The organism is Nocardiopsis sp. CNZ308 (assembly GCF_004217075.1).
In genome coordinates this window covers 3877720-3890042 of record NZ_SHKJ01000001.1, presented here as the reverse complement: position 1 = coordinate 3890042, position 12323 = coordinate 3877720, and the positions used below count along the sequence as shown (strand labels likewise).

The 12323-nt window shown below is 70.5% G+C and carries 9 protein-coding genes; 5 read left to right on the top strand and 4 right to left on the bottom strand.

All coding sequences use genetic code 11. The annotated features are described in order from the left end of the window. Positions 1-222: 222 nt before the first annotated feature. From EV372_RS16920 to cmtR, 3 genes are all read right to left on the bottom strand, one after another. Positions 223-1080, bottom strand: a complete 858-nt coding sequence (locus EV372_RS16920) for a SigB/SigF/SigG family RNA polymerase sigma factor (RefSeq protein ID WP_130396750.1) — start codon at positions 1078-1080, stop codon at positions 223-225. Positions 1081-1573: 493 nt separating this feature from the next. Beyond that, on the bottom strand, positions 1574-4777 hold the full coding sequence (locus EV372_RS16915; RefSeq protein WP_130396749.1) for an efflux RND transporter permease subunit: 3204 nt from the start codon (positions 4775-4777) through the stop codon (positions 1574-1576). 674 nt (positions 4778-5451) lie between these two features. Further along, positions 5452-5781, bottom strand: coding sequence for a Cd(II)/Pb(II)-sensing metalloregulatory transcriptional regulator CmtR (gene cmtR / locus EV372_RS16910; RefSeq protein WP_130396748.1), 330 nt, complete (start codon positions 5779-5781; stop codon positions 5452-5454). 117 nt (positions 5782-5898) lie between these two features. Between cmtR and EV372_RS16905 the strand changes: the two genes are divergently transcribed. From EV372_RS16905 to EV372_RS16885, 5 genes are all read left to right on the top strand, one after another. After that, complete coding sequence (locus EV372_RS16905) at positions 5899-6819, top strand: cation diffusion facilitator family transporter (protein WP_130396747.1); 921 nt, start codon at positions 5899-5901, stop codon at positions 6817-6819. A 226-nt stretch (positions 6820-7045) separates the two neighbouring features. Beyond that, the gene (locus EV372_RS16900) at positions 7046-8497 is read left to right on the top strand and encodes a TrkH family potassium uptake protein (protein ID WP_130396746.1); all 1452 of its coding nucleotides are present in this window, start codon (positions 7046-7048) and stop codon (positions 8495-8497) included. 28 nt (positions 8498-8525) lie between these two features. Beyond that, positions 8526-9197: a potassium channel family protein gene (locus EV372_RS16895; protein ID WP_130396745.1), complete on the top strand. Its 672-nt coding sequence runs from the start codon at positions 8526-8528 to the stop codon at positions 9195-9197. A gap of 203 nt (positions 9198-9400) precedes the next feature. Then, positions 9401-10486: a metal ABC transporter substrate-binding protein gene (locus EV372_RS16890; RefSeq protein ID WP_486483988.1), complete on the top strand. Its 1086-nt coding sequence runs from the start codon at positions 9401-9403 to the stop codon at positions 10484-10486. Positions 10487-10925: 439 nt separating this feature from the next. Beyond that, complete coding sequence (locus tag EV372_RS16885; protein WP_013151575.1) at positions 10926-11159, top strand: DUF397 domain-containing protein; 234 nt, start codon at positions 10926-10928, stop codon at positions 11157-11159. Positions 11160-11380: 221 nt separating this feature from the next. On the opposite strand, the gene EV372_RS16880 is transcribed toward EV372_RS16885, so the two are convergent. Further along, the gene (locus tag EV372_RS16880; RefSeq protein ID WP_036552062.1) at positions 11381-12229 is read right to left on the bottom strand and encodes a helix-turn-helix domain-containing protein; all 849 of its coding nucleotides are present in this window, start codon (positions 12227-12229) and stop codon (positions 11381-11383) included. Positions 12230-12323: the final 94 nt, after the last annotated feature.

Genomic DNA, 12323 nt, shown 5'->3' with positions numbered 1-12323 from the left:
GCACAAATCGCCGCTCCGGTGACGCAGCGCCAAGGGCCCGAACGCCCCGACTGCGGGGGTTTGCGGAGTGAAACCCAACCCGGGCCACGCATAACGCCCGAGCAGAGACCCGTCGGCATGACGTGCAGCGGGACGAGGCGCTGCTCTCGCTTCCCGCCCCGGACCCGCGAAGGGTGGTCCCCGCCGTCCGGAGGAGGGCCCTCTCGGCCCCTCCGGAAGACCTCAGGAGCGGTCCGGCCCGGCCGCGCCGACATCCTGGCGCAGCTGTTCCAGCACACCGGAGAGCAGCCGGGACACGTGCATCTGGGAGTACCCCAACCGGTCCGCGATCTCGGACTGGGTGTGGTCCCCGAAGAACCGCAGCCGCAGGATCTCCCGCTCGCGTGCGGGCAGCCTCGCCAGCGCGGGCTTGAGCGACTCGCGCTCCACCACCCGGTCCAGCGCCGCGTCCTCACTGCCCAGGTGGTCCTCCAGGCGCGTGCCCTCCTGCCCCTCGGAGTCGGAGGAGTCGGGCGCGTCCAACGACAGCGACCGGTAGGACTCCGAGACCTGCGCCAGCTCGCTGACCTCGGCCTCGGGCAGCCCCATCTCGTGGGCCAGCTCCGCGATCGTGGGCGTGCGCGCGTGCCGCTGCTGGAACTCGCTCGTGACCCGGCGCAGCTTCACCCGGTTCTCCTGGTGGCGGCGCGGCACCCGCACCGCCCAGGTGTGGTCGCGAAAGTGCCGCTTGATCTCCCCCGTCACCGTGGGCAGCAGGTAGGAGATGAAGGGCTTGCCGCGGGCCGGGTCGTAGCCGCGCACGGCCTTGGCCAGCCCCACCATCGCGGTCTGCTTCAGGTCCTCCAGCGGCTCGCCGCGCCCCCCGTAGCGGCGCGCGATCTTGTTGATCAACGGCTGGTAGAGGACCATGACCCGTTCACGCAGCCCGTTGGCCCGCGGGTCCCCCTCCCCCAGCCCCACGAGTACGGACAGCAACTCCTCCGCCGTGGCGTCCTCGCCGGGCATCGGCCTGCGCGGCCTGGGGATGACGGTCGTGTGGTCCGCGGCGGTTTGGGACTTCGGCGCGGTGTTCTCGGACAAGAGAGGCCCCCCGGTGCTCTGTCCTTCTGTGCTTGTGTCGCTTGTCAGCACCTGCGGCGCGGCCCTCGCTCCTGACGCGCTGTCGGGAGCTCTCGTCGGGCGGGGGACGGTCGCCGTGCGGGGAGTACGTTCCCTCAGAAACGCCTTCAAAAGCGACGGAGCGAAAAAAGTTGTCGCGCGACAAATATCTTTCGATCCCCGTGCGGTCACTCTGCGTGCACGGAGGCGGGTACCGTACTCCGCGCTTCCATACCCGCAGACCCGCGGGACACGGCGACCGCGCCCTTCCCGCCCGGCGGGCCGGGCGCGGCTACCACGCCCCTACCGCCAAGTCAGTCCATAAAACACTTTTGCCGAATTTTTCATGACCGAACTCAGGTTCGCATCGCCGTAGCCGGTCAACGCCCCGTCGGCTCGAAGCCGGACGGCGGACGACGGTGAGGGGCGCCCCGCGCCGTGCGCGGAGCGCCCCCGAACCGGGAACGGCCTGGGATCAGCCGACCGGCTCCTTGGTGCGCTCGGTCCCGGCGGCCGCGGCCTTGCGCTCCCTGCGCAGCTCGCGGCGCGCCTGCCCGCGGGCCGCGCCGCGCTGCTTGCCCCACTCCACCAGCTGGTAGAGGACGGGGACCAGGATCAGCGTGAGCACGGTGGAGGACAGCAGACCGCCGATCACCACGATCGCCAGCGGCGCGGAGATGAACGCCCCGCCGCCGGTGATGCCCAGGGCCATCGGGGTCAGCGCCGCGACGGTCGCGAGCGCCGTCATCAGGATGGGCCGCAGACGGTGCCGGGCACCCTCCACGATCGCCTCCCTGAGCGGCATCCCGTTGTTCTGGTTCTGGTTGATCAGGTCCATCAGGACGATGGCGTTGGTGATCACCACACCGATGAGCATCAGCATGCCGACCATGCCCGCCACACCCAGCGGGGTGCCGGTGACCAGCAGCAGCCCCAGCGAACCGGTGATCGCGAACGGCACCGAGATCAGGAGCATCAGCGGCTGGATCAGGCTCTTGAAGGTCGCCACCATGATCAGGTAGCAGATGACGATCGCGGCGACCATCGCCAGCATCAGCTGCGCGAAGCCCTCGCTCTGGTCCTGGCTGACGCCGCCCAGGGTCGCGGTCGCGCCCTCGGGCAGGTCCATGGTGTCCAGGGCCTGCGTGATCTCTGCGCTCACCGCGCCCAGGTCGGAACCGGTGGCGCTCGCCGACACGGTGGCGCTGGTGATGCCGTCGATCCGGGTGAGCTCCGGCGGCTGCTGCACCTCCGCCACCTCGGCGACGTCGGACAGCGGGACCGCCTGGCCGCTCGGGCCCGTGACGGGCAGGTCCTCCAGCTCGGCCACGGTCTGGGGCGCCTCGTCGACGCGGACCACCATGTCGCGGCGCGTGTCGTCGAGGGTGACGGTTCCGACGTTCTGCCCGTTGAAGGCGGCGGTGACCTGCTGGCCGATCATGGCCTCGGTCATGCCCCGCTCGGCGGCCTCCTCGCCGTCGACGCGGACCTCCAGCGCGGGCTGGGACTCGGAGATGCTGTTGGCGACGTCGTCGGCACCGTCGATGCCGCGCAGCTCCTCCTCGACCATCCCGGCCGCCTCAGCCAGGGTGTCCTGGTCGTCGGCGCTGACCCGCACCTCGATGCCCGAACCGCCCATGGCGGCCATGGCGCTCAGGCGCGGCTCGTACTCGGTGTCCAGGTCCTCCAGGGCCGTGCGCAGCACCTCGCGGTTGCGGGCCTGGTCGGTGTCGGGGTCCGCGGTGATGCTGTAGTCCACCTGGGCCGCACCGCCGCCGCCCAACATGGCGGCCATACCGCCGCCGCCGACGTTGGTCTGGTAGGACTCCACCCAGGCGTAGCCGGCGAGGATGTCCTCGACCTTGGCCGCCTCCTCGTCGGCGACCTCCAGGGACGTGCCCGGGGGCAGCTCCTGGACGACCTGGTAGGTGTTCTCCTCGGACTGGCCCATCCAGTCGGTCTCGATACCGCTGGCCATGAAGACCGTGCCGACGAAGATCGCGGCGCTGGCGAGGAGCGTGGTGATCGTGGCGATCCTGCGCTTGGTGGTGATCCAGCGGATGATCGGCAGGTAGGCGCGCTGGAGCGGGCTGCGCATCTCCCGCTCGTACTCCTCGCGCTCGATCTCCTCCTGGGTGGCGTCCCCGACCTCCTTGGGACGCATGAACCAGTAGCACAGCACCGGGATGAGGGTGATGGAGACGACCAGGGAGGCGGCCAGGGCCAGGCTGGCGGTGACCGCGAACGGCAGGAACAGCTCGCCGACCTGGCCGCCGACGAAGGCCAGCGGCAGGAACACGGCGATGGTCGCGAGCGTGGAGGAGACCACGGCGGTGGCGACCTCGCGCACGCCCTGCTTGACCGCGGCCATCCGCTCCTTGCCGTAGTCCAGGTGCCTGCGGATGTTCTCCAGGACCACGATGGAGTCGTCCACCACGCGCCCGATGGAGATGGTGATGGCGGCGAGGGTGAGCATGTTCAGCGAGAAGTCGAACGCCTGCATGCCCAGGAACCCGATCAGCACCGAGGCCGGGATCGACACCGCGATCACCAGGGTGGAGCGGATCGAGAACAGGAAGACCAGGATGACGATCACGGCGGCCAGCAGGCCCATGCCGCCCTCTTCGAGCATCGCGATGATGGACTCGTTGATGTAGGGGGCCTGGTCGAAGACCACGCTGATGTCGATGTCCTCGCCCAGGACGTCGGCCTGCTCGTCCAGGACCGCCTGGACTCCCTCGGAGACCTCGACGGTGTTGCCGTCGGGGGTCTTCATGACCATGACGCCGATGCTCGGGTCGCCGTTGACGCGCGCCAGGCTGGCGGCCTCGTCCTGGACGAGTTCGACGTCGGCGACCTCGGAGAGCCGGACCGGGTCGGCAGGGGCGGCCGGGGGCGCGCCGGGCGCCGCGGCGGACATGTCCGCGCCCGCGGCGGCGGGCTGGAGCCAGACCTCCTCGACCTGCTCGATCGAGGTGAACTGGTCACCGGTGGTCACACTCAGGCTGCGGCCGTCGGACTCGACGTCCCCGCCCGGCTGGAGCAGGCCGCTGGACTGCAGGGCGTCCACGAGGCTCTGCGGGGACAGGCCGTTGGCGGCGAGTTCGTCCTCGTCCGGCGTGACGACCACGTCGGACTCCACCGCGCCGGTGATCGTCGCCGAGCGCACGCCCTCGACGGACTCCAGCTCGGGGATGAGGTGGGTCTCCAGCGGGTCGACCATGGCCTGGTCGTCGCCGTCCCCGGCGCCCGCCGCGAGCATCACGACCGGCATCATGTCCGTGCTGAAGGACATGACGCTGGTGTCGACGCCCTCGGGGAGCATGCCCGCGACCTGGTCGACGGCGATCTGGGTCTGGCGGACGAGGTCGTCCTGGTCCTGGCCGTAGTCGAACTCGACCGTGACCTGGGAGGAGCCGGTGCTGGAGGCCGAGGTGACCGTGGTGACGCCCGGGACGCTCTGGACGGCCTGTTCCAGCGGCTCGGTGACCTGGCTCTCCACCACCTGGGGAGCGGCCCCCTGGTAGGTGCCGGAGACCATCACCATCGGCAGGGACATGTCGGGGAAGAGCTCGCGTTTGGCCGACGCCGCTGCGAGGACTCCGAAGAAGAGGACTGCCAGGGTGATGAGCAGGACCAGTGCCCGGTTGCCGAGCGACATGACCGCGGCGCGGTTCATACCCGGGTCCCTTCCACGCTGGTGGCAGCGGTCCCCGTCCGGGGGAGACCCGCGGCGCGGGCCCTTGCGGCCGATCTGGACATGAGAGGTTCTCGCTCCTAGTTCACTGCGGACACGGGGCGGGCCGTGATGTGTGGGTCGTCGAGCGCGTGTACGCGCCGGGGCAGCACACGGTCGTCCGCCGGTGCTGGGACCGGGATCGAAGGTGTGGTGACAGGGGTGCCGGTGTCTGGCTGCCGGGTGCGGGGCGGCCGTGTCGGCCGCCTCTCCCGGGCCTCGTGCACCTGCCGGGCGCACTACTCACCATACGTCGCGTTATATCGGGACTTGGGGCTTCCCCCGCACGATTCAGGGAAGTCTCAGGGAAGCGTCAGCCTTCTGTCAGGGTCCGTTTCTGACCAAAGTAGGTGTCCTCATCCGTAAGTCGGAGCCGGATGGGATGAAATGCGGCTTCCTGCGACCGCACAGGGGGCGCGCCCTGTAACGGACATCACGGTGGCAACTTCCGGCCAACCGGAAAACGGCCCCGGACACGCGGAACGCGGGGACACCGGGGGTGACGAGGCGGGCACGGCGGGGGGCCGGACACCCGGCCCGCGACGGCGGGGAGCCGCGCGCACCGGGCACGCGCGCACCGGACCGGCCGTCGCCGGGCGCCCCCGTGACGGCGGCGCTCAGGCGGACCGGGGCTCCCCGGGGACCTCGTGCGGCTGGGCGGTCCCCCACACCACGCGCAGGAGGTCCTCCAGGGCGTGGGCCAGGGAGTCGTCCACGAGCGCGTAGCTGACCTGGCGCCCGCGAGCGGAGGTGCTCACCAGGCCGCAGTCGCGCAGGCAGGCGAGGTGGTTGGAGACGTTCTGGCGGGTGAGCCCCAGTTGGTCGGCGAGTCCGGCGGGGTAGTGGGGACCGTCGAGGAGCGCCAGCAGGAGGCGGCAGCGGGTGGGGTCGGACAGGGCGCGTCCGAGCCGCTGGACGGCGGACAGGCGCTGCTCGGAGGTCAACATGAAAACCATTGTACATGGCTTGCTGTATAGACAGCGCAGGCTGTATAAACAGTGGAGGCTGAACCATGGGTGCCGCGGACGGCGGCCCCGGGAGAGGACGTCGCGACGGGAGGGCTGATGGGCCTGGGACACGACCACGGGCACGGGCACGGCGTCACCGCCGGGGCCGCCAACAGCAGGCGGCTGGCGGTGGTCCTGGGGATGATGCTCGCCGTCGCCGTGGTCCAGGTGGTCGGCGCCGCGCTCAGCGACAGCCTGGCCCTGCTCGCCGACGCCGGGCACACCGTCACCGACTCCTTCGGGGTGGCCCTGGCCCTGGTGGCCGTGTGGATCGCCGCCCGGCCCGCCACCAGCAGGCGCACCTTCGGCTACCAGCGCGCGGAGATCCTCGCCGCCGCCGTCAACGCGCTGGTGCTGTTCGTCCTGTGCGGGTTCATCGTGGTGGAGGCGGTCGAACGGCTCCGGGAGCCCGCCGACGTGTCCGGGCCGGGCATGATCGCCGTGGCCGCCTTCGGACTGGTCATGAACATCGGCGCACTGCTCGTCCTGCGCTCGGGCGCCCGCGAGAGCCTCAACGTCAAGGGCGCCTACCTGGAGGTCCTGAGCGACGCCCTGGCCTCGGTCGGGGTGATCGCGGGCGGCGCCGTCGTCTGGCTGACCGGCTGGGACCGGGTGGACACCCTCGTCTCACTGGGCATCGCTGCGATCATCGTGCCCCGCGCGTGGGCGCTGCTGCGCGAGGCCGTGCACATCCTCCTGGAGGCCACACCGCAGGGCATGGACCTGAGCGAGGTCCGCGACCACCTGCTCGGGCACCCCGCCGTCCTGGACGTCCACGACCTGCACGCCTGGACCATCACCTCCGGGGTGCCCGTGATGTCGGCGCACGTGGTGGTCGCCGAGGAGCACCTGCGCGACAGCGGCCGCATGCTGGACGAACTCCACGCGTGCCTGACCGGTCACTTCGACGTCGAGCACTCCACGCTGCAGCTGGAACCGCCCGGCCACGCCGACCACGAGGGCGCACGCCACGCCTGACCTGGGGCGGGGCGCTCCCGGGCACCGCGGCACCGCCGCCGGGCCCGCGCGGAGCCGGCGTCCCCGCTGGTGGGGACCGCCGCGGGCGCCACCGGCACACCCCCCGCACGGTTACGATGCTGGACGGGCCGTCGACGTGCCACCATCGGAACCCTCCGGCACGGTCCCTCGCGCCCAGGAACGTCTAAGGAGACACCGTGGCACCCTTCCCGACCCGCGGTCAGCGGTGAGCGAGAACCGGCTGAGAACGGGGTTGCGCGCCCTGCGCAGGCTGCGCGGCTCGCTCCTGCCCCTCAGGGCCGCCAGGCTGTCGTACAAGCTGCGCCGGGAGCTGAGCTCCACCCGCGAGGCCAGCACGTGGCGCCAGCCCGCGCGGGTGTTCCTCATGGCCTACGTGATCGTGGACCTGCTGGGCACGGCGCTGCTGATGACCCCGCTGACCACGCCCGACCACCACGGCCTGGGGTTCGTCGAGGCCTTCTTCACCGCGACCTCGGCGCTCTCGGTGTGCGGGCTGAGCGTGATCAGCATCGGCAACGACCTCAACACCTTCGGCCAGGGGGTGGTCCTGGCGCTCATGCAGGTGGGCGGCATGGGCATCATGACCCTGGCCTCCCTGCTGGGCACCGCGATGATCCGCCGCTTCGGACTGCGCATGCAGCTGACCGTGCAGACCGAGACCCGGAGCCTGTGGGTGGGCGACGTGCGCGGCCTGGTCAGCCGGGTGGCCCTGATCTTCCTCATCTGCCAGGGCCTGACGTTCCTGCTGATCACGCCGAGGATGTGGCTGGGCTACGACATGCCCTTCGGGGAGGCCGTCTACTCGGGCTTCTTCCACTCCATCTCGGCCTTCAACAACGCCGGGCTCTCCCTGTACGGGGACAGCATGATGCGCTTCTCCGGCGACGCGTTCATCCTGGTGCCGATCGCCCTCGCGGTGATCCTCGGCGGCATCGGCTTCCCCGTCCTGCTGGAGCTGCGGCGCGAGCTGCGCACCCCGCGCCTGTGGAGTCTGCACACCAAGCTCACCGTCACCACCACCGCGATCCTCTTCGCGGCCGGGGCGCTGCTGGTCACGGTGATGGAGTGGCACAACCCCCAGACCCTCGGTCAGATGCACTGGTGGGCCAAACTCGTCGACGGCTTCTTCCACGGCGTGATGCCCCGCAGCGGCGGCCTCAACTCCGTCGACACCGGGGAGATGGAGGACGCCACGCTGCTGGTGACGATCATGCTGATGTTCGTCGGCAACGGCAGCGCCGGAACGTCCGGGGGCATCAAGGTGGCCACCCTGGCGGTGATCTTCCTGGTGGTGGCGGCCGAGGTCCGCGGCAACGACAAGGTGCACGTCTACGGGCGCCAGCTGTCGCCCGGGGTGATCCGGCAGTCGCTGAGCCTGGTGTTCCTGTCCGCGACGGTGGTGGCCTTCACCACGGTCCTGCTGGTGCGCACCACCCCGTTCGAGCTGCTCCCGGTGATGTTCGAGGTGGTGTCGGCCGTCGGCGTGGTCGGCCTGTCCACCGGCATCACCGCGGACCTGGCGCCGTGGACCCAGTTCCTGCTGGCCCTGCTGATGGTGGCGGGCCGGATCGGCCCCATCACCTTCGTGACGGCGCTGGCCTTCCGCGACCACCGACGGCGCTACGATCTCGCCGAGGCGCGGCCGATCATCGGCTGAGAGCACTCCGAGGGAAGGAAGGGACACCGTGCAGCAGCACAGGAGACTCACCGACAAGCGGGTCCTGGTCATCGGCCTGGGCCGGTTCGGCAGTTCGCTCGGCCTGGAGCTGGTCAGCCGGGGGTGGGAGGTCCTGGGCGTGGACTCCAACCCGCGGCTGGTGCAGTCCTTCGCCGACGCGCTCACGCACACGGTGATCGCCGACGCCACCGACGAGGAGGCGCTGCGCCAGGTGGGCGCGGGCCAGTTCCACAGCGCGGTGGTGGCCATCGGCACCCATCTGGAGGAGAGCATCCTGGCCACCTCGCTGCTGGTGGACATGGGGGTGTCCAACATCTGGGCGAAGGCGACGAGCCGCCGCCACGGCCGCATCCTGGAACAGGTCGGCGCCACCCACGTGGTGCTGCCCGAGCACGACATGGGCGAGCGGGTGGCGCACCTGCTGTCGGGCAGGATGCTCGACTACGTGGAGCTGGAGGAGGGCTTCTCACTGGGCAAGACCAAGGCCCCCAAGGAGCTCATCGGCAAGACGCTGCGCGAGACGCGGGTCCGCCAGCACTACGGGATCACGGTGGTGTCGGTGAAGCGGATGGGTGAGGAGTTCACCTACGCCACCCAGGAGACGGTGTTGAACAAGGGCGATGTGATCGTGGTCGCAGGACGCACCGACGACGTGGAGCGCTTCTCCGAGTCCACCTGAGCCGGGCCGCACGGCGGCGGGAGGGGCCCGCAACCGTTGCGGGGCGGTGGAAACCGGTCGGACGGGGAGTCGCGCGGCGCCTGCCGGTTCCGGGTCCGGCCGCCCGCTCCGCGCGCCCGCGGACGGCGGTTCCGGGGGCGCGTGAGCGTTCCGATCCAAACAGACAAATTGACAACCGTTTTCATTCTCCCGACAATTGACCCATGCGAACTGGGACAACCGTGCGGGCCGCCGCCCTCGGCGCCGCCACACTTTTGACGATCACCGCCTGCGGAAGCGGCGGCGAGGGGGCGGACGACCCGGGTGTCTCACCCGCCGACGCGGACCTGACCGTGGTCACCGGCGTCTACCCCCTGGAGTGGCTGGCCGAGCAGATCGGCGGCGACCGGGTGGCGGTCGTCCAGCTCACCGAGCCCGGCACCGAGCCCCACGACCTGGAGCTGACGGGCCGACAGGTCGCCGAGGTCAGCGAATCCGACATCGCCTTCTACGTGGAGGGCCTCCAGCCCGCCGTGGACGAGGCGATCGCGCAGGAGGCCTCCGAGAGCGCGTTCAACGTCGCCGACGTCGTGGAGCTGCACCCGGCGGGAGAGGGCGGCCACGACCACGCGGAAGGTGACGAGCACGCCGAGGAGGAGCACGGCCACGGCGAGGAGGGCCACGACCACGCCGAGGACGAGCACGACCACGGCGAGGAGGGCCACGACCACGCCGAGGACGAGGCGCACGAGGAGGAGGCCGCCGCCGAGGAGGAGCACGACCACGGCGAGTACGACCCCCACTTCTGGCTGGACGTGGACCTGATGGCCCAGACCGCCCAGGCGCTCGGCGACCGGATGGCCGAGGTCAACCCCGAGGGCGCCGACGGCTACGCGCAGGGTGTGGAGGCCGTGACCGCCGAGCTGGAGGCGATCGGCCAGGAGTACGAGGAGGGGTTGTCCTCCTGCGAGCACGACGAGGTGGTCGTGGGGCACACCGCCTTCACCTACCTGACCGAGGCCTACGGCCTGGAGCAGATCGGGGTCAGCGGGGTGGACCCCGAGACCGAGCCCTCCCCCTCGCAGATCGCGGCCATCACCGACGTCGTCAACGAGCGCGGCATCGAGACGATCTTCACCGAGCCGCTGATGCCCGCGGCGACCGCCGAGACCATCGCCGCCGAGACCGGCGCGCAGGTGGAGGTGCTCGACCCGCTGGAGGGTGTCACCGAGGACTCCCCCGGCGACGACTACCCGTCGATCATGCGGGGCAACCTGGAGGCGCTGACCACCGCGCTGTCCTGCTCCTGACCCCCGCCGCGTCCCACCGCACCGGCCCCGTCGGCCCCGGGCCCCCGCCCCGGCCGACGGGGCCGACGCGTGTCCGCGCCCCCCGCGCCCCCTCCCGCGCCGCTTTCCCGGCGGACGGTCCTCCCGGCGGGCGGGGTCTCCGCGCTTTCGCGCCCCCGCGCACCCGCGGTCCGGGGTGTCCGCGTGTTCTCGCACCCCTGCTCCCCCCTCGGAGGAAGCCGCGTGCTCTCGCGCACCTTTACCTCCCGACCGAAACAGCCCTCGGGACACACGGGAACGACACAGGGGAAGGCCATGGGTTACATGGCGCTTACATACCACCAAACCCTCGGACAAGTGGCAGGGGTCACGCTATGCTTGTGAACATGTCGGTGCCGATGCACGTGCATGTGGCGGTGCATAAGCACGGACGTCCCCCTCAACGAAAAAAAGGAGCAGCATGACCGCACACAACGGCATCCCCGCGACCCAGCTCACCGAGGCGGCCTGGCAGAAGGCCCGGCGCAGCAACTCCCAGGGCGCCTGCGTCGAGATGGCCCGCCTCGGCGACGGTTCCATCGCCGTACGCAATTCGCGGTTCCCGTCCGGACCGGCGCTGGTCTACACCCAGGAGGAGATCGACTGCCTCATTCTGGGCGCCAAGGACGGGGACTTCGACAACCTGCTCAGCTAGGACCTTTCATCACATCGGGCGCGTTCCGCCCCGAGACACACAGGAGGGGTTACCGCTCGGCGGTGACCCCTTCCCCGGTCGCCGCGCCCCGACCGGTCCGCGGCCGCGCGGCCGCCCACACGTGCGCACCCGCCCCGAAACCCGGAAAGGCCCGCCTCGGCGAGCCTCTCATACCCCTGGGAGCGTGTCCGGGGTCCCCTCCTCCCGTCCCACGCCGTTGCTCAGCCGACTTCCTTGTCCAGGTCCTCCAGCATCTGCTCCAGCAGTTCCAGCGTCTCGTCCGGCGTGGCCGCGGCGACGCTGAGCCGGGTCATGGCCTTGGTGTAGGCCTCCACCACCGGCCTGCGGTCGATGATCTCGCCGTCGGTGAGCTGCTCCAGGTAGACCATGTCCGCGAGCTCGAACTCCGAGTAGCGCAGGAGCGTGAACGACCCCGCCTCGGCCGCGTGCGCGCCCACCGCGAAGGGGACGATCTGGAGGGTGATGTTGTCGTACTCCTTGCTGAGCTGGATGAGCCACTCCAGCTGACCGCGCATGATCTCGCGCCCGGCCTCCGGTCCGCCGATGGGCCTGCGGACCGCCGCCTCGTCGAGGATCACCCACATGCGCATGCTCGTGTCGGTGCGCAGGCGCCGCTGTCTCTTGAGTCTGGCGTCGACGCGCTGCTCGGTGACCTCGTCGGTCTCCACGCCGCCGGAGATGACCGCCCGCGCGTACTCCTCGGTCTGGAGCAGTCCCGGGACGAACTGGGACTCGTAGATGCGGATGTGGTCGGCGGCCTCCTCGAAGCCGACGTAGCGGATGAACCACTTGTGCAGTGACTCCCCGTACTCCTTCCACCAACCGGGCTTGTTGGATTCGCGCGCGACTTCGAGGATTTCCTTGATCCTCTTGCGGTCGGAGACCCCGTACATCTTGAGGAGGTCCTCGATATCGCGCAGCTTGAAACCCACCCGGCCGAGTTCCATACGGCTGATCTTCGACGCCGATGCCCGAATCTTGTTCCCGGCGTCCTCTCGGCTGATACCACGCGCTTCGCGAAGCTGGCGCAGCTCGTGCCCGATCAGCATGCGGCGCACAGTGGGGCCGCTCCCCTGGCGCAATCGAGCGATATCCACGTTCGCCGCCTCTCCCTCATTCCTCGCACAAGGGTATCCGTGTGAA